Source organism: Wohlfahrtiimonas sp. XWW7, from assembly GCF_056716055.1.
This window is the reverse complement of the sequence record NZ_CP168032.1, coordinates 1,055,699-1,080,615: the sequence shown is the minus strand read 5'-3', so window position 1 is coordinate 1,080,615 and position 24,917 is coordinate 1,055,699. Positions and strand designations below refer to the sequence as shown.

The 24,917-nt window shown below is 37.7% G+C and carries 19 protein-coding genes; 6 read left to right on the top strand and 13 right to left on the bottom strand.

Going from position 1 to position 24,917, the window contains the following annotated elements:
- Positions 1–217: 217 nt before the first annotated feature.
- Genes ACA100_RS05250 through ACA100_RS05235 form a run of 4 tightly spaced genes read right to left on the bottom strand, consistent with a single transcriptional unit; the run spans position 218 to position 8,065 of the window.
- Entirely contained in the window at positions 218–2,257 is a 2,040-nt protein-coding gene (locus ACA100_RS05250; protein WP_481078922.1) for a DUF2207 domain-containing protein, read from the bottom strand.
- Positions 2,254–4,179 carry a DUF2207 domain-containing protein gene (locus ACA100_RS05245; RefSeq protein ID WP_481078921.1) on the bottom strand — a complete coding sequence of 642 codons (1,926 nt, stop codon included), beginning with the start codon at positions 4,177–4,179 and terminating at the stop codon, positions 2,254–2,256. Before ACA100_RS05245 ends, ACA100_RS05250 begins: the two co-directional genes overlap by 4 nt.
- On the bottom strand, positions 4,176–6,107 hold the full coding sequence (locus ACA100_RS05240) for a DUF2207 domain-containing protein (protein ID WP_481078920.1): 1,932 nt from the start codon (positions 6,105–6,107) through the stop codon (positions 4,176–4,178). Before ACA100_RS05240 ends, ACA100_RS05245 begins: the two co-directional genes overlap by 4 nt.
- Positions 6,104–8,065: a DUF2207 domain-containing protein gene (locus tag ACA100_RS05235; RefSeq protein ID WP_481078919.1), complete on the bottom strand. Its 1,962-nt coding sequence runs from the start codon at positions 8,063–8,065 to the stop codon at positions 6,104–6,106. Before ACA100_RS05235 ends, ACA100_RS05240 begins: the two co-directional genes overlap by 4 nt.
- Positions 8,066–8,264: 199 nt before the next feature.
- On the opposite strand from ACA100_RS05235, the gene ACA100_RS05230 reads away from it, so the two are divergent.
- From ACA100_RS05230 to ACA100_RS05215, 4 genes are all read left to right on the top strand, one after another.
- On the top strand, positions 8,265–9,191 hold the full coding sequence (locus tag ACA100_RS05230; RefSeq protein ID WP_481078918.1) for a DMT family transporter: 927 nt from the start codon (positions 8,265–8,267) through the stop codon (positions 9,189–9,191).
- A 128-nt stretch (positions 9,192–9,319) separates the two neighbouring features.
- Positions 9,320–10,426 carry an ATP-binding protein gene (locus tag ACA100_RS05225; protein WP_481078917.1) on the top strand — a complete coding sequence of 369 codons (1,107 nt, stop codon included), beginning with the start codon at positions 9,320–9,322 and terminating at the stop codon, positions 10,424–10,426.
- Between the two features lie 4 nt (positions 10,427–10,430).
- Positions 10,431–12,734, top strand: coding sequence for a DUF5682 family protein (locus tag ACA100_RS05220; protein WP_481078916.1), 2,304 nt, complete (start codon positions 10,431–10,433; stop codon positions 12,732–12,734).
- Positions 12,735–12,745: 11 nt separating this feature from the next.
- Positions 12,746–13,918: a VWA domain-containing protein gene (locus ACA100_RS05215; RefSeq protein WP_481078915.1), complete on the top strand. Its 1,173-nt coding sequence runs from the start codon at positions 12,746–12,748 to the stop codon at positions 13,916–13,918.
- Here ACA100_RS05215 and ACA100_RS05210 read toward each other — a convergent pair.
- Positions 13,915–14,481 carry a LemA family protein gene (locus tag ACA100_RS05210; protein WP_481078914.1) on the bottom strand — a complete coding sequence of 189 codons (567 nt, stop codon included), beginning with the start codon at positions 14,479–14,481 and terminating at the stop codon, positions 13,915–13,917. The two genes, ACA100_RS05215 and ACA100_RS05210, sit on opposite strands and share 4 nt — an antisense overlap.
- Positions 14,482–14,547: 66 nt before the next feature.
- Complete coding sequence (locus ACA100_RS05205; protein ID WP_481078913.1) at positions 14,548–15,093, bottom strand: cysteine hydrolase family protein; 546 nt, start codon at positions 15,091–15,093, stop codon at positions 14,548–14,550.
- 173 nt (positions 15,094–15,266) lie between these two features.
- Between ACA100_RS05205 and ACA100_RS05200 the strand changes: the two genes are divergently transcribed.
- A complete protein-coding gene (locus ACA100_RS05200; protein WP_481078912.1) occupies positions 15,267–15,803 on the top strand; it encodes a VUT family protein in 537 nt (178 codons plus the stop codon).
- Between the two features lie 25 nt (positions 15,804–15,828).
- Positions 15,829–16,209, top strand: a complete 381-nt coding sequence (locus ACA100_RS05195; protein ID WP_481078911.1) for a hypothetical protein — start codon at positions 15,829–15,831, stop codon at positions 16,207–16,209.
- Between the two features lie 82 nt (positions 16,210–16,291).
- Here ACA100_RS05195 and ACA100_RS05190 read toward each other — a convergent pair.
- The 7 genes from ACA100_RS05190 to ACA100_RS05160 form a co-directional block, all read right to left on the bottom strand.
- Positions 16,292–17,652, bottom strand: a protein-coding gene (locus ACA100_RS05190) for an IS3 family transposase (protein WP_481076906.1) whose coding sequence is annotated in 2 segments (ribosomal slippage) — positions 16,292–17,172 and positions 17,172–17,652 — 1,362 coding nt in all. Because the reading frame shifts where the segments join, the coding sequence is not laid out codon by codon here.
- A gap of 91 nt (positions 17,653–17,743) precedes the next feature.
- Positions 17,744–19,111 carry an L-serine ammonia-lyase gene (locus ACA100_RS05185; RefSeq protein WP_481078910.1) on the bottom strand — a complete coding sequence of 456 codons (1,368 nt, stop codon included), beginning with the start codon at positions 19,109–19,111 and terminating at the stop codon, positions 17,744–17,746.
- An 88-nt stretch (positions 19,112–19,199) separates the two neighbouring features.
- Positions 19,200–20,525, bottom strand: coding sequence for an SLC5/6 family protein (locus tag ACA100_RS05180; RefSeq protein ID WP_481078909.1), 1,326 nt, complete (start codon positions 20,523–20,525; stop codon positions 19,200–19,202).
- A gap of 68 nt (positions 20,526–20,593) precedes the next feature.
- Positions 20,594–21,310, bottom strand: coding sequence for a helix-turn-helix transcriptional regulator (locus ACA100_RS05175; RefSeq protein ID WP_481078908.1), 717 nt, complete (start codon positions 21,308–21,310; stop codon positions 20,594–20,596).
- 252 nt (positions 21,311–21,562) lie between these two features.
- On the bottom strand, positions 21,563–22,489 hold the full coding sequence (locus ACA100_RS05170; protein ID WP_481078907.1) for a c-type cytochrome: 927 nt from the start codon (positions 22,487–22,489) through the stop codon (positions 21,563–21,565).
- A gap of 2 nt (positions 22,490–22,491) precedes the next feature.
- On the bottom strand, positions 22,492–23,136 hold the full coding sequence (locus ACA100_RS05165) for a c-type cytochrome (protein ID WP_481078906.1): 645 nt from the start codon (positions 23,134–23,136) through the stop codon (positions 22,492–22,494).
- Between the two features lie 145 nt (positions 23,137–23,281).
- Positions 23,282–24,871, bottom strand: a complete 1,590-nt coding sequence (locus ACA100_RS05160; RefSeq protein WP_481078905.1) for a phospholipase D family protein — start codon at positions 24,869–24,871, stop codon at positions 23,282–23,284.
- Positions 24,872–24,917 lie beyond the last annotated feature (46 nt).

Sequence of the window (24,917 nt, the reverse complement as noted above, 5' to 3'; positions counted from 1 at the left end):
ATTAACCTATTGTTCAATAGAGCATATGCAAAACACCAATAACAAAAAATAATTCCTATAAATATCAACATCAGCAATGTATATGGATGAATAAATATTGGCAACGTTTCTTGTAAGACACTCACCCAATCAACATTAGGTTTATCAAGCACTAATGATGATTCTTTTAATAACCACATTCCCAAAAATATTATAATAATTGTAATCAATATTCGTTTCATCGACCACCTCCGCCGCCGCCACCTGAACCGCCACCCGATGATCCGCCACCGCCAGAACCCGAGCTGCTTCCACCACCTGAAGAACTACCAAAACTGCCAGATATTCCGCCTAAAAAACCTGATGAACCGCTGCCAGAAGTAGAAGAACCTGTCATCGACAGCGCATGATCGGAATCTTCACTATAAGATGGCAATAATGCGCCAATACTATTAATATCATCCAAAATATCAATCGATTGAGATTGTAAAACAACTTCTGGATATAGTTTACGATACAAAGCAACCCACTTTTTCTCTACACCCAAAACAATGGCATATGGTAAATATTCATCAAATAAATCAGCGGTTAAAAGCTCATATTCATGCGCTTTTGTATAAGCTAAAAAATGTCTAAATTCATACACAGCACGTCGTTTATCTTTATAAAGAGAATTCAATAATTGTATTTTTATAAAACTATTATAAATCCATAGCATTACCATACAGATGCAAATCCATATCGCTATCAACCCCACAATGGAGCCCGTTCTTAAAATTGTTGAACCCGTCATATTTATAAAAAACATAATAATTATGGATGCAAAAACACCAAACCCATATATCATTGCTGAAGGTATAAGAAAGCTGAAAAACAGTATGATCTTGCCACGAAAGATTGCATATAACAAAACCATACTGGCAGGATAAAAAGTTTGAGAAACAATGATCAACATTAAGCCCATCATGATATATGTCATCAGATCGGTAGAAGGCAAAATAATCAACACCACTGGCACTAAGAGATAAATTCCGCTACCTAGCCACTTCATGATAGGATTTTCAAACATTGATTCATAATATAGTGATAAAGATGTTTGATATGGCCGAATAAAAATATCTTTCAAACTTTCTTCTGAAATATCTCTAAATCGAATGAAATCACCAGCTTTAGCAAACTTTATAGAGAATAAAAATCTCTGCTGACACACGGATAATGACTGATCTGCTCTCACTTCACTCATCGAATCTTTCAGTAATTGAAAGCCTTTTTTCTGTAATTGAATATAGCCGTTTGCATGCAATCCAACTAATTCCGCTGTAATCAGCTTATCGCTATAGGGATAATGTCGACTCAGTGCCATTGTTTCCATAAGCGTTGTAGAGGGTTCATATCTCACCATAAATATTTTACGACTTCTGCGTTCCATGACTTTGATACAAAGTCGACCGAATAATGTATAAACAAAAATCACAACCGTCAGCCAGAGCAAACTTTGCATCCAAACTGGTATTACAACAACGATATCCATAATTTGTATGCGCCACATGCCATCATTAATAATAATGAATGGCGGTAATGCCTGAGATATATTTAAACCTTTTTCAAATCCAACAGCGACAGTCATGCCTTTTTTTCTACCCAATTTTTCAGGTGATGAAAAATGTATAGTTTGAGGCGTTTCTATTAATCCTTGTATTTGATCAATCGCACCTGAATAACCGTAATAACTGGTTGATTGTGTCATGCCAACTTTCTTAGGTAGATGCACGGTTACACTTGCTTTCTCTATTGGTAAACGCCAATTATGACCAATTGCATTGAAATATAACTCATCATAATCTTTAAATTGACGAATATGATGATAGCTTTGCCAATGGATCTGATAAACATTACGACCAAAGTTAATATAGTTTTTACGCTCATCCTTGTCTTCACCAATGGCAATGTACAAAAGATCATTTTCCCTTGTCCGTAAAAGATTATTATCATGCAAAACACGCGCATAATAAGGTTCTTTATGACCATTTCGTGTAATACTCATGATCCGCGTTGGTGTTTCTACATTGCGATTGTCTAATAAATAATGCAAAGGGATTTCGCGTGTGATACCAAGTTTAATCTCTTTAAACTCTGTATCCACTTCTATAGTCTCCACCACATCAATTTTGCCATCTTCTAGTACTGTGACATCCACATGATAATTTTTGATGACATCAGCGAGTGCAACATTCAGCAACAACCATAATGTGATAAGGATCGTAATTATTTTTCTCATCGTCCACGACCTCCACCACCGCCAGAACCACCGCCTGAAAATCCTCCACCGCCAGAGCCTGAGCCTGAGCTTGAACCAGAGCTAGAACTTGAATCACCATGAGATGTACTCATACTAAATCCGCTAGATGACTTGGGTTCAGATTGTGCATTGTTAAATGTATATGATTGGCTAATACCATAACTAAACATCACACTAGAATTTTCAGCCATCTTATATTCAGCGGGATAAGCCTCTTGATAACGCTTTAACCAATGATGATCCACACCAAAAATAATTGAATAGGGTAAATACTCTTCAAATACTTCAGGTGGAATTAAACGATATTCTTCTGCTTTGGTATAACGCAAATAATGTTTAAATTCTAAAACTTGCTGTTCTAAATCAACATATTTTGTGCGTACAATCGGTTTAATCTTGTTATACCAGCATAATGATGCATAAAAAAACTGAAAAATTACTGCCATCAAAACACCTGCCCATCTATCATTGACAGGATCTGTACCTAACCCCACAAAAGGCCATAGTACAATGGCAAACCCTATACCTCCTCCTAACAGAAATAATACGAAACGCCATATAAAATTCCACAAAGAAGTGCTACGGAATAATAAATACAACATTCTAAAAATAATCGCAGAGCCAATCACACTTGGAATGAGATACATGATGAAAATTTCACCCAAAAATGATACTGCCCATCCAATTAAAACTGCCAATAATAAAACCCAAACAAATGGCATCAAAAATTGAAAAACAGGTGTTTTATAATATTGTTTTTTATAACTTTCAACGGGCCGCACTAATCTTCGTAGCGCTATATTGAGCGACTCATTATAGCTAGAATAGTACAGCTGTTTACCATATTGCTCATTGATGTCTTCTAAAAATACTTCCTGTCCATCCGTCAGTCCTGATACATTCTGATTTTTACTAGAATTACATGCTATCGTTTTTTTATCATCATTAAACCGAATGAGTTTCCGACGTACTAAGTCAATCAATAAAGCTGTTTTCAATCGATCACTGGAACCATGAGATAATGTAGATATTTGATCAAACGATAAATTTGGTGGTGAAAAACGAACTGTGAATGCACGCTGAGAACGTGGCAACTGCATTCGATAAATGAGATAACAAATACACCAATATAAAAACATTACGCTGAAAGATATTGCCATAATAATGTGCATATACCTTACAAAAGGAAAATATTGAGTCAATCCATCCTTTATTCTATCAATGATGCTAGGTTTCACACTCGGCAGGACTCCTTTCGTAACACCCACTGCAACTGTTACTCCTCGACCCAATCCAATCGATTCAGGTACAGTAAATACAGTAGTCTGAGGAGATATTTGCTCTGTCATTATCGTTTTCGTGCTTTTGACAGCACCATAATAGCCCGCATATTGCTTGACTGTAACAACTTCGGGAAAAATCACAGTCACAGAAGCTTTCTCAATCGGAAAAGCCCAATTATGTCCAATGGCATTAAAATACAACTCATCATAATCCGAAAAACTTCTAATATGATTTGAGCTTTGCCAATTGAATTGATAAGTATTTTTACCCAATGGCACATAATTATTAGGATGATTAGCTTGTGCTCCTGTATAAATCTCATAATCATTATTATTGTGTTCCACCCAATAATTTTCTGGCTGACCATTGCGTTTGACACTTAAAATTTTGATAGATGTTTCTACTGTTTTATTGCGAAACGCATAAGATTTAGGAATATCACGAATAATACCTAATCGTACATCTTTATGATCAATGTCCATCTCAATCGTTTCCTCCACATCAATTTTGCCATTTTTCAATACAGTCACGACCACATGATAACTTTTGATGACATCAGCGAATGCAACATTCAGCAACAACCATAATGCAAGGAAAATCGTAATTATTTTTCTCATCGGCCACCACCTCCGCCGCCACCAGAACCACCGCCTGATGATCCACCACCGCCCGAACCTGAACCGCCAGAGCCACGACTACCACCATATCCCTGAATATGATGATTAGATGGCATGCTTGACGATAATGCTCCATTAAAGAATGAAGGATTATGCGCTGCTGAATAGAATGCTGTGCGCCCGTTATTTTTACTCATCATAAACTGTGTTGGATATAAAGATTTATATAGATCTAGCCATTTATTTTCTACACCAAAAATAATGGCATATGCCAGATACTCTTCAAATAAATCTGGCGTAATCAATTGATACTCATCCTCTTTTGTATACGCTAAAAAATGTTTAAATTCTAAAACAGCTTGTTGATCTTCCACATACTCTTTTTTCAATGAAAATTGCCAGCTTTGGACGATATAAAAGCAGATGCATGAAATCACAAGCGATACAACGATTGTTATATAGAATGCTAAAAATTCTAACGATGACAGCTGAATGTTTATAATTTCATCTTGCATGCCAAACATTGGAATCGCCCCTGCAACAAAACCTATTACAACGGCAATGATGCCCATAAATTGGAATTTGGAATCAGTGGGTAAAATGTATTTCATCAGAACTGGCGCAATTAATTTAGCACTGGCGAGCGTCACAAATATTAAAGCCAAATAATCTTCTAAAACAAAATATAGGCTAGAAATTAGCAAAATACCTGCTAATAAAACCGAACCAAAAAACTCATAAAAATGTAATTTATGACCATAAAATTGCATTATAGAATTTTGTAAACTCTGTTGCGTTTGGTTCATTGCTTGCGCCAAATCTGGATTACGTTGTGTTAAGTCATAATGCGCTTTACCCAACAACTCTAGTGCTTTCAATAACACTTTCTGAGCATTACTTAAATGAGATTGATCATCCAATGAATGCACAATAAATTGCTGATTTTGTCGATCAATGGTGATGAATCCTTTCCCATTTAGATCCACCAATAATCCAAACATTCCTCGATCCATTCGGATATTCTCGGGATCTGTACTCACAAGCCCAAAAGTTTTATCCAAATCTATATGTTCAGGTGGTGAATATCTCACCATAAAAGCTCGGCGACTTTTAGGTGTTAACAGCCTATGCAAACAAAATCCTAAGCATGCGTAACCCATCATCACGATCATTGCACCAAACAAAATAATATTCATCGGCTGAATAAACTTTGGAAAATAGCCTAAAATCTTATCCATAATGATATCTTTTTGATCAGCTTTTACACTTGGAATAATCCCTTTCGTAAAACCTGTTGCGACCGTAAAACCTTTGCCATTACCTAATATTTCAGGCGCTATGAATTGAATTTCCTGTGGGGATTTTTGAATAGGTTTTGCCTGATTGGTTTGACCTTGCACACCATAATAAACGGCTGATTGCATGGCTGACACAGATTTTGGTAAATTCAATTTAACGCTTGCATCGATGATCGATAATCGCCAATTATTCCCTATCGCATTGAAATATAACTCATCATAATTTTCAAAGCTGCGAATATGATTTTGACTCTGCCAATGGATCACAAATGTGTGTTTGCCTTTATCCAAATAGTTATCCACAACGTTATCAACGGAACCTGTGAATATCTCCACATTTCCCCCGTTATTTTCCGTCCAAAAATTTTCTGGCTTACCATTTCTCATCACACTTAATACATCAATTGGTGTTTCCACTCGTTTGTTCATGAAATAAAAACTTGTGGGAATTTCTCGAGTGATGCCAAGTTTAATCTCTTCATGGTTAGTGGATATCTGAATCGTTTCCACAACATCTATCGTGCCATCTTCTAGCACTGTAACATCCACATGATAACTTTTGATGACATCAGCGAATGCAAGATTCAGTAGCAACCATAATGTAAGGAGAATCGTAATTATTTTTCTCATCGGCCACCACCTCCGCCGCCACCAGAACCACCACCTGATGATCCACCACCGCCCGAACCTGAACCGCCGCCACGAAAACCACCTGATGAACCATATCCACTGCTCATGCTAGCAGGTGCTGTTGTTGCATTACTCACGATGGCTGAGCCTCCACGTGAGAATGATAATCCACCTGTTAATAAACTTTCCTGATAATGATTAGGATAATATGATTGATATAGCTTTAACCAACGTTTCTCTATGCCAAAAATAATGGAATATGCTAAATATTCTTCAAAAAGATCTGGCGTAATGATTTCATATTGATCTTTTTTTGTGTAAGACAGATAGTGTTTAAACTCCAATAACTGCTGATATTCATCCGCATACATTGGTATCAACTGGTATCTAAATTGCCATAAACTTAACACAAGTTTAATGATCACCCACCATGAAAACCATGCAAGACTAAATGCCACTATATATTCAGGTATAGACAGTGGTGCAATCGCTGTTTCAACCAAAATCAAATACAATGGTACTGCGCTAAAGCTCAACATAAATAATATCACTGGCACATATTTCACTATGATTATGAGTTGCCTGAATATATTTTTGCTACGACCAACATTCATGGCGTGTTGGATAATGGGATAAATAAAAATAAGCATTGGAAACAGTATAAATATCCATGATACATAAATATCTACACCCATAAATAACGATGATAAAAAGATCATTCCCCCCAAAATTAACATACCTAGAAGACTAAAAATGGGGAACTTTTTTTGATAACATTTTTGCCTAAGTTCATCCAATTCCTCTGATAAATCTGTAATATTTTTATCTAAAAAACCGTTGTATTTTTTTAAGGAGATTGTTGGTGTATAGGTTATTTGGAAGCTTCGAACAAAATTTTGCTCAGCAGCTCCCATGGATAACCATTGATCATTGGTGAGTTTTTTATTCACACTTAATGTCTTCTTTTTACGATCAAAAATTAGAATCCCTTTATTATTGAGCTTCACTAAGATCGCAAAAATAGAAGTTGTGTTACATCCTGTTTGAAAGCCCAATGACAATACACATGCTAAATCTATGGATATATTCGGTGGTGAAAAACGTACAGTAAATGCCCGATCGCTTTTTATTCGCATTCGCTCATGCATCATTGATGCAAACTTACGAAAAGCTTGTAATACAACAATCATACTCAATAGAACAATATGAAATGGCTGAATAAAATTTGGCAAAACATCCAGAATTTTGCCCATAATAATGTCTTTTCGGTCAGCTTTTACACTTGGAATAATCCCTTTCGTAAAACCTGTTGCGACCGTAAAACCTTTGCCATTACCTAATATTTCAGGCGCTATGAATTGAATTTCCTGTGGGGATTTTTGAATAGGTTTTGCCTGATTGGTTTGACCTTGCACACCATAATAAACGGCTGATTGCATGGCTGACACAGATTTTGGTAAATTCAATGTAACGCTTGCATCGATGATCGATAATCGCCAATTATTCCCTATCGCATTGAAATATAACTCATCATAATTTTCAAAGCTGCGAATATGATTTTGACTCTGCCAATGGATCACAAATGTGTGTTTGCCTTTATCCAAATAGTTATCCACAACGTTATCAACGGAACCTGTGAATATCTCCACATTTCCCCCGTTATTTTCCGTCCAAAAATTTTCTGGCTTACCATTTCTCATCACACTTAATACATCAATTGGTGTTTCCACTCGTTTGTTCATGAAATAAAAACTTGTGGGAATTTCTCGAGTGATGCCAAGTTTAATCTCTTCATGGTTAGTGGATATCTGAATCGTTTCCACAACATCTATCGTGCCATCTTCTAGCACTGTGATATTAGAATCATAACGATCAATCTGATCGGCATTTGTTATATTCAGCGCGAAACACAGTAATATTAATATGATCACTGAAATATTTTTTATTTGATCCTGCATTTTTATTCCAAAGTATTCTTATAATCTTTGGGCATTATAACAGCTGAGAAAATAATTTATGATTGACACTTTTTCCATAAAATATATTATAGACAATCAATATCCTTAATTAGCTTCTCAAAGACCATCATATCTTTGATGTCATTGCGCATTAATTACGGATATAAAATATCTTTAATATATTTACAAAGGTTCAACTATGTCCATCTTGCCTTATATTTTGCTCGGCTTACTTGCAGGTGCTTTTTTTCCGATTCAAGCCACCATCAATGCCCGCTTAAGAACGTACGCAAAAACACCTTTAACAGCATCATTCATTGCCTTCTCTGTAGGTTCTGTGATTTTATTCATTGCACTAATCACATTCGATGCACAATTTTATCAACGCATTGATTTTTCATATCCCGTCACTGTATTTCTCGGTGGCGCTGCATCTGGCTTAGTTTTCAATGTTGCCAACATAGTATTATTTGCAAAAATCGGCGCAACCATCACAACTTTGGTCACAATTACTGGGCAAATGATCATGGGCATCATGCTAGATCATTTTGGTGTGCTTGATCTGCCCATTCAAGAAATTTCCATATTGCGTTTGATCGGTGTAATTTTAATGATCATTGCCATCATTATTTATCAAAATGCCAATCTAAAAACTCAACATCACACGACAGAAACCAATCCTCATGCTAAATATTGGATTGTCATTGGATTATTTGTCGGGATTTTTCCGCCATTGCAAGCAGCATTCAACGGTCAATTAAGATTAGCCACTCACTCAATTTTAACAGCCACATTCTTATCATTCTTTATCGGCGCCATCATGCTTGCCATTTTGGTTTTCATCGTGGAAAAGCGCATTAAAATTCCATTGCACGATGCACAAGGCAACAAAATTCCCTTATGGATTTATACAGGCGGTGTTTTCGGCATCATCATCGTCGGCGGTACAATCGTCGTTATCCATCAATTGGGCGCTGTATTAACAAGCATTGTCTTTATTTTAGGGCAACTCTTGATGGCCGTATTCATTGATCAACTCGGTCTATTTGGCTTAGCAAAACGTACGATCACTTACCAAAAAACTATTGCCTTATTGTTAATGTTCGTTGCATTAATCATCGTATAATCCCACATGAAATATTTAGCCATTAATATTAATGAGAATATTTGATATTTTTTTCAGCATTAATTTTAATGAATCTTTTGTTATTCTAACCTGCACAATTAATACCGAATTTCATTACGGAGCAAAAGATGGCAAAAAAAGCTAAGAAAACAGATGATGCATTACGTTTACCAGCAGAACTGTTATATGCACATGAATTGGAAGCACTGAAGAAAGAAGATGCCAAAAATGATAAACCCGCTGGCTGGCAATTGTCGCCAAAAGCCGTATTGAAATTCATTGTGGGCGGCACAGCAGATGGCGTTGAGATCACACCGAAATACATTGGCCATGATCGCTTAGTGGAAATTGCAATTGCAACATTATTAACCGATCGCTCTTTGCTATTGATTGGTGAACCAGGTACAGCAAAATCATGGTTATCTGAAAACTTAACCGCAGCGATTTGTGGCGATTCTGCCAAAGTTGTGCAAGGTACAGCAGGGACAACGGAAGAACAAATTCGTTACTCATGGAATTATGCAATGCTATTGGCAAATGGCCCATCGGAAGATGCGCTCATTCAAAGCCCAATCTTTCGTGCGATGGAAACAGGTTCAGTGGCACGCTTTGAAGAGATTTCCCGCTGCGCTTCAGAAGTGCAAGATGCTTTGATCTCTATTTTGTCTGAAAAAACAGTTTCTGTGCCTGAATTGGCGCGTGAACAACGTGCTCAACGTGGTTTTGGCATCATTGCGACAGCCAATACTCGTGATAAAGGCGTCAATGATATGTCATCCGCATTGAAACGCCGCTTTAATATCATTGTATTGCCTGCACCGAATGCTTTAGAAACAGAAGTGAACATTGTTTCTAAACGTGTTGCGGAGATTGCTAATAGTTATCAATTAAAAGCAACTTTACCTAGCCATGATGAAATTGAAAAAATTGTCACGATCTTCCGTGAACTTCGTCAAGGCTCAACATTGGATAACAAACAAAAATTGAAATCACCAAGCGGCGTTGTTTCCACAGCAGAAGCCATTTCGCTCATCACAAATAGCATGGCTTTAGCATCCAGCTTCGGCACAGGCACAATCAGCCCAGATGATTTAGCCGCAGGTTTGCAGGGTGCAATTGTCAAAGATGAAGATAAAGACAAAATCGTTTGGAAAGAATATTTAGAAAATGTGATGAAAAAACGTGGTGAACAGTGGCGCAATTTGTACCACAGCTGCAACGACATGAATGGATAAAATTATGACTGCACAAATTTTTGGTGTGCGCCATTTATCGCCAGCGGCAGCGCTGCATCTTAGAAGCTATTTGGCGGAAAAAAAGCCCAAGTGCATTTTAATCGAAGGGCCAAAAGATGCCACGCACTTCATCCCTATGATTGCTGATCCCAAAGTGCGCCCGCCGATTGCCATCATGGCTTACACACAATCATTCCCAATTGAAAGTGTACTATTCCCATTGGCGGACTATTCACCTGAATATCAAGCCATTGTTTGGGGGAAACAACATAAATGTGATGTAGCATTCATTGATCTACCTGCGGCAAGCTCATTAAAGTTTCGTCAAATCATGCGTGAAGTTCATGAAGATGATTCAGACAATCAATTGCGCCAAGATTTCAATGAATCACAACATCAATTATATGCAAACATTGCTAAATTATCGGATGAACATGATTATGAAAGTTATTGGGAACGCAATTTTGAGCATTCCCAAAGCGCTGAACATTATCAAGGGGCGATTGTTTATCAATCTTCACAGATTCGTGAATTAACAGAATCCACAGAAGCGATTGCAGAGCCATTAGATCATGCTTATAACCTTATTCGTGAAGCTCATATGCATTCAGAAGTGCTGCGCATTCAAGCTGAAAAAGGTTATCAGCTGGATGAAATCGTCATCATTGTGGGTGCTTATCATGTCGCAGGTTTAGAAGCACGATTTGCTGCATCACAAAAAGAGATCATGCCACCATTGCCATCTTGTGAGATCAAACAAGCGCTGATGCCCTATTCTTATCTACGTTTAAGTAGCCGTACAGGTTATGGCGCAGGTAATCGTGCGCCTTACTATTTCGGCATGATGTGGCAAGCATTGCTCAACAATAATATTGAAAATTTATCTGCACAATATCTCACCAAAGTGGCACAAGATTTACGCAAAGATGGATACAATGCATCCTCGGCCAGTGTGATTGAAGCTGTACGTTTAGCAACGGCTTTAACCACAATGAAGGGCGGACAATACCCTGTATTATCTGATCTGCATGAGGCTGCTGTGACCTGCCTAGGCGAAGGCGAGTTATCTAAAGTTGCCGTTGCCCTTAATCGTGCAGACATTGGCACAGAGATGGGACATTTACCAGAAGGCAGCTATCAAACGCCCATTCAAGAAGATATGAATCTTCAATTAAAGCGCTTAAAACTGCAAGATTATCGTGATGCTGTACAAAAAGAGCTAGCATTGGATCTACGTGAAAATATCCGTGTTAAATCAGAGGCTGCTGCATTTATGGATTTGAATCGCTCAACATTTTTGCATCGTTTACAAGTGCTCAATATTCCATTTGCAACGCAACAGCGTACATATCAAGATTCTGCATCATGGTCAGAAAAATGGCTATTACAGTGGTCAACTGAAGTTGAAATCACAGTGATTGAAAGTAACCTTAAAGGTGAAACCATTGAAATGGCTGCCGCTTATCAACTGCAACAACAATTGGATGAATGTGAAAGCGTTGGCACTGCTGCACAATTAATTCGTCAAATTTGTGAATGTGATCTCACAGAGATGTTTGATACAGCCATCATTTCATTACAAGCGTTACTCGTGGATAGCGAAGATTTTGATGCCATTAGCACAGCCTGTTTTGAACTCAGCCAACTGTATCAATTTGGTTCGCTACGCCGCATTGATACACAAACACTTGAGCCCATCATTCAACAGCTATTTTTACGTGCCTGCTTGTTATTGTCTGATGCCGCTAATTGCGATTACAGCGCTGCTAAAAGCATCACACAAGCCATTCATGCTTTAGAGCAAGTTGCCCATGATTTATATGAATCTGTGAATGTTGAACTGTGGCATGCAGAGCTCAATGTTGTGGCACATGGTGATCACTACAACACTTATTTATCAGGCTTGGCATTTTCATTGTTATTAGAGCATCAGCTTGTTTCCGATGATGATTGCAGTGTAGAAGTTGCTCGTAGATTCTCAGCGGGTGTACCTGCTGATTTAGCCGCAACATGGTTTGAAGGCTTAGCTGCACGTAATCGTTATGCTCTATTGTCTCGCATTGCCATTTGGCGTGAACTCAATGATTATGTGACAAATTTGGATGAAGAAGGTTTTAAACGTGCCGTTGTCTTTTTACGCAGAACATTAGGGCAATTTGAACCCACACAAAAAGCAAGCATTGTGGATCTTCTCAATGATTTTTGGGGTACAAGTTCTGCACAAACAGCAGAATATCTTCAGGCAGAACTCACAGAAGTGGAAACACAAAAACTGGATGAGCTCAATGATTTTGACTTTGATTTTTAGCGAGCAACGACATGAATACGATTGATAATACTGAGATCGACCAAGAGCAATTGAAACGTTGGCGTTTAATCTTAGGCGAAGGCGCTGATAATTTACAAGATGCACCTTTGTCCGATACTGAAATGGTGATGGATCAAGCCCTTGGCATGATCTATGAATCCAATGATTCAGGTAATGGAAACAACACTAAGCGAAGTGCTGGCCGTGGCGCTTCATCACCTAAATTGGCAAAATGGTTAACAGATGTTCGTAACTTTTTCCCAAGCGATGTTGTGAGTGTGATCCAAGCTGATGCAATCGAGCGCAAAGGCTTAACACAATTATTGTTAGAACCTGAATCCCTACAAAATGTGACGCCTGATCTCAATATGGTGAGCAATTTACTTGCACTCAAAGATGCCATTCCTGAAAAATCTAAAGAATCTGCAAGACAACTGATTAAAGCGGTTGTGGATGAGATTATGAAAAAGATGGAGATGGATCTGCGCCGTGCCGTTACGGGCGCCGTGAATAAACGTGCACATACGCCGATTGCTAATTTTTCAAGCACTGATTGGAAAATGACGATTGAACGGAATCTCAAAAATTATGATGTGGCTACAAAGCGTTTAATTCCTGAGCGCTTCTATTTCTTTGAACGCAATCAAAAACAGAAAAATTGGACTGTCATTTTGGACATCGACCAAAGTGGCTCGATGTATGAATCCATCATCTATTCATCCATTATGGGCGCAATTTTTGCGAGCATGCCAGTTCTAGAAACTCATGTTGTGGCATTTGACACTAATATTATGGATTTAACAGAATTGTGCCGCAATGATCCTGTGGATGCACTTTTTGGCTTCCAAATGGGCGGCGGAACGGACATCAATAAATCCGTTTCCTATTGCCAAACACTGATTACAGAGGCGAAGAAAACCATCTTCATTTTGATTTCAGATCTCTATGAAGGCGGCGTTCGTAAAGGTTTGCTGCGTCGATTGGAGAATATGAAAGATGATGGTGTCATTGTCATTACGTTATTAGCATTAACCGATAGCGGCCGACCTGATTATGATAAAAATCTTGGCAAAGAGATCAGCAAATTGGGCGTACCTTGTTTTGCCTGTACGCCAGATCGCTTACCAGATATGATTGGTGCTGCGCTCAAAGGCCATGATTTAAAGCGTTTTGAGGAAGATTAAAGCGTTATTGTCGGTGCATTGCGCTCTGTTGAATCATTCACTGCAAAGTACTCAATCATCGGAAAATTGAACATAGAAGCAATGATAACATTTGGGAATTGTTGCTTATAAGTTAAATAATGGCGAACTGTTGCATTATAGTAGCGCCTTGCTTTACTGATATCATCCTCAATCTTCACCAATGATTCACTCAACTGCTGAAAATTATGATTCGCTTTAATGTCAGGATAATTTTCAACCAACATCAATAACTGATGAATTCTGTCACTCAGTTTTAACTCATTTTTGCCTAAATCACCCACAGACAAATTGCCGTTTAAGCCTTGTGAACGCAGCGCCACAATCTCTTTTAAAACATTGGCTTCATAATCACGCGCACCTGTTGTGACAGAAACCAACATCGGAATTAAGTCATAACGCTTTTTCAAAAAAACATCCATGCTGGCAAATGCCTCATTAGACATTTGCCGATGTTTAATCAATTGATTGTAGACCGTGACTGTAAAAATCATAATCAATAATGCAGCCACAGAAATAATGATGAGAATCGTTGTAATGGTCATGTTTTATCCACTTTTTAATTTTATGCAATTATAACACTCAAGCTCATCATTATTCTGTCAGATAAATTAAACAATCCGCGCACCTAAAACATTTTTAAAATGATTCAAAGCCCATTCATGCCCAACAGGATCAAAACTTGCAACACCTTTTTCGTGAATCACAATGTCATAACCCAAGTTGTATGCATCAATCGCCGTATGCAAGATACAGATATCTGTGCAAACACCCACTAAATGCACTTCTTTAATATTGCGTTCACGCAAACGAATGTCTAAATCCGTGCCACTAAATGCAGAATAATGGCGCTTATCAATCCAATAAATTTTAGGATCATGACAATGTTCTGCAAAATATTTAGCTAAATCACCATATAAATCACGCCCTTTTGTGCCCATCACATTATGAGCAGGAAATAATTTATTCTCAGGATGATAACGATCATTAGGATCATGTCCATCAATGGCGAAAACAACATAATCTCCTTCATCCACAAAATATCTCGTCAATGCCAAAATATCATCATGCAGCTTCTGCCCTGCTTCAGCAGTTGTGAGTTTTCCTTCTGTTGCTACAAAATCAAATGTGTAATCAATATTGATTAAAGCTCTCATTAATCCCCTCCAATGGTTAAATGACATCAGCATGATAACTGATTATATTTTGTTTAGTAAGCTAAACAATTCCTTTAACGATTTATGACCTTTTAATCTTGCGAGATTCGTGTAGAATTTACCGCTTGAATCACTTGGGTTCCCTCACCCCAATTTAATTAAAAAGGTTAGCTATGAAATATATCTATCTCATTGCCTACGTGGCAAGTGTGCTCGTTGCAAATCTATTGCTGGATCATTTTATTGAACTGCCATTTTTTGGTTTGCTCAGTTACGGTACAATTTTCTTTGCCTTTGTTTTTACATTGCGCGATCATCTTCATCGTTATGGCTTAAATTTTGCATTATTGGGCATTGCACTCGCTTTAATCGTCAATACTATTTGTGCGATTTATTTTGAGATTCCATGGCGATTTCTTATGGCATCCTTCATTGCCATTTTATTCAGTGAACTGATGAATACAGGCGTTTTTGAAAAACTCAAAGCACGATCTTGGCATGTTCGTGTATTAGCAAGTAACGCCGCAAGCGTGCCCATTGATAGCACATTCTTCACTTTCATTGCCTTTTATGGCATTTTTGAACTACCAATGATGATGGAAATCATCTTTGCAGACATTGTGGCAAAATTCCTGATTGCTTCAACGATCATCAGCAAAGTATTCATCATTAAGCCCAAACATGATCAGGCAACCTTATCCACTCAGTAAACATTAAATCACCATGAAAAAACCTATGATTGATACTGTCGTTTTACAGTATGCATCCGAACATCACGATTTCCCAATTGATCTAATACGCAATCAATACCCTGAATTAAAGACTGCCGTCAAACATGTCATTCAACTACCCATTTTGTGCCATGCGAGTCAAAACCCTAAAGCAGGATCAACCATCAGCATTAGCTACACTGCTGATCTAGTATTACTAGAACTCTTCTCCTTAGAAAAATATATCAATGCGTTTATTGGACATAAAACTGTGCGTGATCTTGAATATCTAACACAGGTGATCGCTTTAGAATGTTGTAGAGCACTCAAAGTGGAAACCACTGTCACCGCTGATATTATTTTAGAAGGATTGAATCAATCACAAATCATCACTGTCACGGCATAATAGCAATGTTTCACATGAATCCAAGATAAAAAAAGCCCCATGAATAACTGAACTGACCCCATAAACTTGGACAGTTTATAAATTATAAAGACAAGGACTGATTTCGATATTCTATCGGACTCAGTCCTTTTAGTTTGAGCTTAATTCGATCATTATTGTAATAATCGATGTACTCATGAATCTCTTTCTCTAATTGATCGATAGATTCAAATTTTTTCACATGAAATAGCTCTGATTTCAAAACACCAAAGAAGTTCTCAATCACAGCATTATCATAGCAATTGCCTTTGCGTGACATGCTTTGTCTAACTTTGTGATCTTTTAAAGATTGTTGGTACTGTTTCATTTGATATTGCCAACCTTGATCAGAATGTAAAATCAGTTTCTTGCGTCCTTTCTTATGTAACTTTAAATGCTTCAATGCCTTATTCAGCATTTTACCCACCAACTCATATTTGGAGTTTTTAGCAACTTCATAGCTAATAATTTCCTGATTATATAGATCTAAAATCGGAGATAAATACAGCTTTTCACCGTTCACTTTAAACTCTGTGACATCTGTTACCCATTTTTGGTTGGGCCTTTGAGCCTTAAAATTACGCTTCAAAATATTCTTCGCTATTTTTCCAACTTTTCCTTTATAAGATTGGTATTTCTTCGGTCTTACTAAAGATTTAAGATTCAGTAATCGCATGATTCTTTGAACTTTTTTATGGTTAATGGGGAAATCTTTTTGTAATATCGCAGTGATGCGACGATAACCATATCGACCTTTATGCTCATGAAAAAGGGCTGTTATCCTTGCTTTAAGGCTTTCATCTGAATCAGGCTTAGCCAATACTGCCTTATGATAGTAATAAGTGCTTTTGGCTAGATTCATGATTTTCAGTAACGATGACAATGAATGCTTTACTTTGAGTTCTTCTGCGATGATTGTTTGCGCCTGAGCGCTTCTTCCTTCTCGTCCAATTCCTGAAACTTTTTTAACACATCATTCTCCGCACGAAGATAGGCTAATTCAGCTTGAAGTTGATCTATCAACTTTTCTTGTTCAGTGCGATTATCAGGTTTTTTGGGCAATCTCATCTTTTTAGGTCTTCCTTTTTGACGTGGTTCAAGTGCACTCAAACCACCTTCTTTAAACAGTGATTGCCATTCTAATATAGAAGTAAATGCTGGAATATTAAAATATGAAGCCGCTTCGCGGGCAGAGTAATAATGATCTGACATAAACTTCAATACATAATATTTGAATTCAGCAGAATATAATCGTTTTGTTGTTCTTGGCTGAATCCCTGATTGACCATGATACTGATAAGCTTTGACCCACTTTTTAACGGTGGAGTGATCAATATTAAAATGATCAGCTGTAGAGCTATATCCATTTCCTTTTTGATAAAACTTAACAACTTTTAATTTGAAATCAAAAGAATACTTCGCCATATAAAAACACCCCAAAGTTGTGTCCAACTTTTGGGGTGCAGTTCATAACATGGGGCAACGGGTTATATGGTTAATATTAGGGGGAGGGAGATTAACCACATCTTGTGATCACGGCAGCTAAGCCACCCTGTGATGTTTCACGATATTTACAGTGCATATCTTTGCCTGTTTCATACATTGTTTGAATCACTTTATCTAAAGAAACTGTTGGCGTACTTGTACGACGAAGCGCCATTCTTGCCGCATTAATTGCTTTCACTGCACCAATTGCATTACGCTCTATGCATGGTACTTGTACTTGTCCGCCGATTGGATCGCACGTTAAACCTAAATTATGTTCCATGCCAATTTCTGCTGCCGTACAAACCTGTGTTGCGCTGCCGCCCATCAATTCTGCCAACCCTGCGGCTGCCATAGAACATGCAACGCCCACTTCACCTTGGCAGCCCACTTCTGCGCCAGAAATCGATGCATTCAATTTATAAAGCATCGCAACTGCCGAACTTGCCAAATAGAATCTTAAATATGCATCAAATGTTAATGGCTCTACAAACTTATCGTAATACGCTAATACTGCTGGAATAATGCCGCATGCACCATTGGTTGGCGCAGTCACAACACGGCCACCTGCTGCATTTTCCTCATTCACAGCAAAAGCATACATATTAACCCAATCAATTGTCACCATCGGATCTGTGGATAATCTATCCTGTGCACGAATCGAACGATATAAATCAGGTGCTCTACGAGGAACTTTAAAACCGCCTGGCAATAAACCTTCTGTTTTCATCCCGCGCTCAATGCCTTCTTTCATCACTTTGATCACATTCTCAAAATGATTTTGGATCTCTTCCATTGAGTGCATACACAACTCATTTTTCAACATTAAACAAGAAATCGATAAAGCATTGTCTTTACTTTGTTGAAGTAATTCTTCCGCCGTTGAAAATGGATAAGGTACTTGAATGGATGTAGATTCTTTTTTGCCAAAATTTTCTTCATCAACGATTGTACCGCCGCCAATGGAGTAATATGTTTTGCTGAGTAACAATTCATCACCACGATAGGCGCGAATCGTCATACCGTTTTCATGTAATGCTAAAAATTCTGAATGAAAGTTCATGCTGGTTTCTAATGGAAAATCTACACAGTATTTATTATCCATCATTGGTAATCTGTTCGTTCTTTCTAAACGCGCCATGAACTCTGGAATTTTTTCGATATCAACGGTTGCAGGATCATTACCTGCTAAACCTAAAATTGTTGCTGTATCTGTTAAGTGACCTTTCCCTGTTAATGATAATGCACCATATAAATCAACAACAATTTTTGTTGTACTTTCGATTAATTCTAAATTAACCAATTCAGTCGTGAATGACTTTGCTGCTTTCATTGGGCCAACTGTGTGGGAACTCGAAGGGCCAATACCAATTTTGTAGATTTCAAAGATGCTGATCATAGGGAATCTCCTATTTTTATTTTAGAGGCTTAAGCTCATTGTGCGTAAGCCTCTGCTTTTATTTAATAAAGTTTTTGTGATATTGGTATTAACCTGCAATCGCCATACTTACTAAGCTGAATACGATCGCTGTGATTGCAATTAAACCTAATACTGTTACAAAGATGTTGCTCACTTGTCCTTTGTATTTCGCTAATGCTGGTACTCGGCTGATCGCATACATTGGTAATAAGAACAAGATCGATGCAATGATTGGGCCAACTAAAGTTTCGATTAGATCTAATACATTTGGTGAAAGAATTGCGATAACCCAGCAAGTGATGAAGATGAATACAAATGTGATCTTGTTAACAGTTTTTACAGAAGGTGCTTTACCCATTGCTTTTGCGCCTCTTGTTACCAAGCCATCAAAGCCTTCTTTTGCACCTAAATAGTGACCGAAGAATGATTTAGACATCGCTACAAATGCTACGATTGGCGCTAAGATTGAGAAGAATGGTGTACCGAAATGGTTGGCAACATAAGACAAGATTGGTAAGTTTTCTTCAGCTGCTTGTGATAGTTGATCTGGTGATAACGCTAATGCACAGCTCACTACGAAAAACATTACTGTCACAACCATTAAAATGTTTGCATATTTGATAATACGAGAGCATTTTTGTTCAGCAATACCTGCATCTTCTTTTTTCTTCGCAACTGCTAAAGAAGAAATGATTGGTGAATGGTTGAAAGCAAATACCATTACAGGAATGATCAACCAAATGTTACCTAAAGTGCCCATAACAGTTTCTTCCGTTGACCAAGAAGAGAAAATTGCTGTTGACCAATATTGAGACATCCAAACTGCAATGAACATTAATACTAAAATGAATGGATAAACTAAGTAAGACATTACTTTCAACGTCATCTCTTGTCCGAAGTTAATGATCAACATTAAACCGCTCACAATCACCAACGATACAATTGTTTTCAATGCAACTGAGTCTGCAGCTGCTGCGCTGATCAAATGAAGCTGATTCTCCATAAAGCTGATCGTTGTATTCGTTAAACCTACGCTATAAATCAGCAAGATTGGGAAAATAATTAAGAAATATAAGAAAGTGATGACATTCCCTGCGGTTGGCCCAAAAAACTCTTCTGTTGTTACAGTAATATCACCATCTTTGCTGCTGCCCGCTAAGATGAAACGACACAATCCTCGATGCGCTAAATATGCCATTGGAAATGAAAACAACAGTACGAATAATAACGGTATTAAGCCACCAGAGCCTGCTTTAATCGGTAGAAACAAAACACCTGCACCGATTGCTGTACCATAAAGGCTTAACATCCATGTTGTGTCTGAACTTGTCCATTTAGATCGAGCAGTTGTCGATTCTATAGTTGTTGCGGTTGGGTTATATGTATTGCTCATAACAGCTCCCTATAACAAGGTTATTTTTGATATAAAATTAGCTAAAATAATGAATGAAACTTAAATGTTTACCCCATTTTTAAATGGTTAACTTCATGATTAGATTTGAACTCTCTAATGTTTTTATAAACGGCATGCCGAGTGATATTTAAATGATCCGCAACAATGACTGTCGCTTCTTTTAATTCAAAAATTCCACTGTCATACAGCACGCGAATAATACTTTTATTTCTATTTTTCAAACTTGTTTGCATTGCATTTACTTCTTGTTCTGCATGTGCAATGGCTTTTTCAATCACATCTTTAGCATTCGTGCTGAAATTTTCTAATTGATTTGTCATTATTGCAGGCAATGCACCTGTTGGCATTAACGTTTGAATCAACTCAGGAAATGGCACTGATAAATTAATGTTAATACAAAACATACCAATAGCTTCATCTGTATGGTTTTTCAAAATACAGGTTGTGGATTTCATCAAGCCACCACTTTTCGCATTTGTAAAGTAACTTTTAGAAACGCAATCTCCAGTTTGTTCATAAAGGTGCAACATTTTTAAACCTAAATCTGTGACTGGTGAATTTAAAGTTCTACCTGTATGATGACCATTAATGATTTTTACAACAGATTTTTCGATGTTTTCAAACGAATGAATAACAACTTCACAATGAGGACCAATCAGATCTGCAACAGTTTCTGCTAAATTAAAATATGATTGTAAGCACTCATGATCTACTTTCGAGAACTTCTTTTTAAAGATGATTGTTTGATCTTTTTGAGCTTTCATATTTTATTTTCTCAGTGTAAAAAATTTAACTTCTGAGACGCATTTTATTTAACAAATCTTTACATGTAAATATAAAATTACATAAATATAACCTTGTATTATTATTTTTATGAGTTATGTCATGTTTAGGATATTTTAGTTAACTCAAAACACCCTGTTCAAATCAAGAAATTGTAACTTTTATACCAAACAACAAAAAAGCTCCAACATTGTTGGAGCTTTGATTTGAAATACGCTTTATGAATGAATTAGTTATTTTATACCTTGGCCTAAAATCTTACCATTCACTTCTTTACCATAAAGATTGACACCATCATTTGCATGATATTTTTCGTAAGTCTTTTGCACTGAACCATCGATCAAACGTGGATCTTGTGGGCGCTCATGACTATTCATGAATGCAGCAACATCCCATGCTTCTTGATCGGTTAAAGAGTTACCTTTCCCTAATGGCATATTAGCTTTAATGAAATCTGCTGCCGTATTGATACGGTGCATACCAGCGCCCCAGTTAAAGGAATCTTTACCCCAAAGCGGCGGGAATACATAGTTATCAGCAACTTTTTGCCCCATGCCATCAGAGCCATGACAGAAGGCGCAGTTATCTGCATAAACTTTTGCGCCACGTTCAATGCTATAGCCACCTTCTGGCTGTGCTACTTTTGGATAAGCACGACCTGGCAAAGAAACGCCCGTTGGTGCATTCGTTGCTAACCAATAAGAATAAGTGATCAATGCAGTCATAGCTTCGCTATCAGCGGCTGGCGGTGTACCATCCATACTGAATTGAAAACAGCCTTGAATACGTTCAGCATAAGTATTCACTTTATTATTCTTACTACGATAAGCAGGATACATTGGATATGCACCCCATAATGGTGCCGCATTTGCTAAACGACCTTGATCCATATGGCAATTCACACAGTTCATACCATTGCCAACATATTCTGGCACTTGATTTTTTGTATCCACAAAAATTGCATGGCCTTTACGAACCATTTCACCATAAGCATTGTCTGGTAGATCTTTTTCTAACGGTGCTTGATGGTATTGAGTTGTTTCATCCACAGCTTGAATGTTAGATAATTGTGATTGATCATCCATTTTGATCGGATTTTCGGCCACTGCTACAGAAGAATAAAGAGCAGCCATAATAGATGCCACTAAAATCTTTTTCATGATTATTCTCCTTGCTGACCAATCGATTCAAAATATGCTGCCACTGCTTTTGCTTCTTCATCTGTTAAAGATTTTGCAATGTGCCCCATTAAGTCTGCTTGGTCATTTGTACGTGTACCATTTTTCCAAGCAGTGATCTGATTCACAATATAGATCGAACTCTGCCCCGCTAATCTTGGGAATGAATCGCCAACGCCAACACCACTTGGACCATGGCATGCGATACATTCGGGAATATGACGACTCCAATCACCACGCAAAGCCAATTGACTACCAACATCTGTTGGTGTTGCCGCTCTCGTAATCATTGGCACTTCTTGCACTGGCAATTCAGACATATAAAACGTTACGGCTTCAATTTCATCATCACTCAAATTGCCCGCAATGCCATCCATGATCGCATGACTTCTTGTACCGTCTTGAAAATCATGCAACTGCTTGGCTAAATAATCAGGTGACATCCCTGTAATATTTGGATAACCCGCGACCGCTAAACCATGTCCTTCCGCCCCATGACATGTTACGCACGCAAGTGCCTGTGGCTTTTCACCACCTTTTAGGTAAATCTGCTCCCCTTCATCAGCATAACTGACGAACGGCAACATCCCCAAAAGAGACAAATATCCGATTTTCTTGATATGTCTCATGTTCCCCTCCTCTATTTAAAATACTTATCCTCGAACGGATCATGCTATCACAAATAAATTAAAAAAAAACACTCCTACCAAAACAGAAATGTTTTTGTTAATTATCAATTAGTTAAATTACAACCAATCTACAGCTAGATTATCTTTATAATTGAGATTCTACAGGTAACCAAGAAACAATTTTTACAATCATTCTTTTCCATAAACTGGTTTCAGGATCTTTTTCCCACTCTTTTAATTCAGACTGACGATCATCCAACCAGATCATTTGATCATCGCGCAAAACTAATTCGTAACTCACGTCGCTTTGCATCACATTTTTATAACGCTGACTTAATTGATCAGCAATACCAGTATTTTCAAAGAATACGCCCATCTCTGTATTAAGCCTTGCAGAACGAGGATCTAAGTTAAATGATCCCACAAAGCCAATAGCATCATCAATGATGAATGCTTTAGTATGCAAACTTGCGCCACTCGCGCCGATCTTCCAATCCTTAGATAACTTGTAATTCACATTAAAAGGCATTAACTCATACAATTTTACGCCACTTTTCAATAAATCTTGACGATAAGGCGCATAACCTGCATGAACCATTGGTACATCATTCGCAGCCAATGAGTTTGTTAAAATTGCCACACTTTTACCTGACTCACTCAATCCCGCCAGTGCTTTAGTGCCTTCTTCTCCTGGGACAAAATAAGGTGAAACAAGATAAAGTGAGCGCTCTGTTTTTTGCCATGTTGTTGGTAGAATATTCATGATCAACCACTGCGCCTCATTCTCACCAAACACTTTTTCGGGAGGATCAGATAGCACATGAACATTATCACTCCAAAATATTTTGCTTTTTTTCGTCACGACATCATCAATTGTAAAATGAATGGTTAAAGCTTTTTGGTAATCCTCCATTAACTGTCGCTCGGTATCGCTCATTGTCAACGGCGTTTCTCGTAATTGTGCCAACGCATTTTTATGCCCAAACTTCACTTGCTTTGCAGGAATGGATGCTTGGCTATCCCAAAAGGATTCAAAAATCACTTCGGCCTCTTCTACTGCTTTGCCCATCAACAATAAATCCACATCCAAAAAGTTAGTTTCAGGATCTGCATCAAAATATTCATTCCCAATGTTTCGGCCACCAATAATGGCAAGCTGACTATCTGCAATCATGGATTTATTATGCATTCGGCGATTCAAACTTAAGCCTCTAAACAGCATTTCCACCGTTCTTGTCACAAAATTACGACGGCTATAAATCGGGTTGAATAATCTAATTTCCACATAAGGATGTTGCGCTAAGCCCGATAGCACAATATCTTTTTCCACAGTATTCATATCATCCAACAAAATACGAATGAATACGCCGCGATCTGCCGCTTTCAGCAATTCATAGCCGAGCATATTGCCTGTCAAATCATCATGCCAAATGTAATATTGGAGATCCAAAGTTCGCTCTGCACTACGAGCCAGCAATATTCTATCCGCATAAGCTTCCAAATTATCATCCAATAGATATAAGCCTGTGCCGTTTGGATGTTCTGCTAAATAAGGCTCTATCACTTCATCTAAATGAGTTTTCACATCTCGATCAATGGGCGGACGTTTTTTGCCCATATACATTTCATTAGGCTTAAAATCATTGAAAACTAGAGTAATAATCGTGGTGATCACAGAGATCAATATGAATAGCAAAAAGAGCCACTTCAGCATTTGGATTATTTTAATTAACATTATTCCTCCCGCAGTCAATTGTCATAGAGTAACACTGACAAAAATA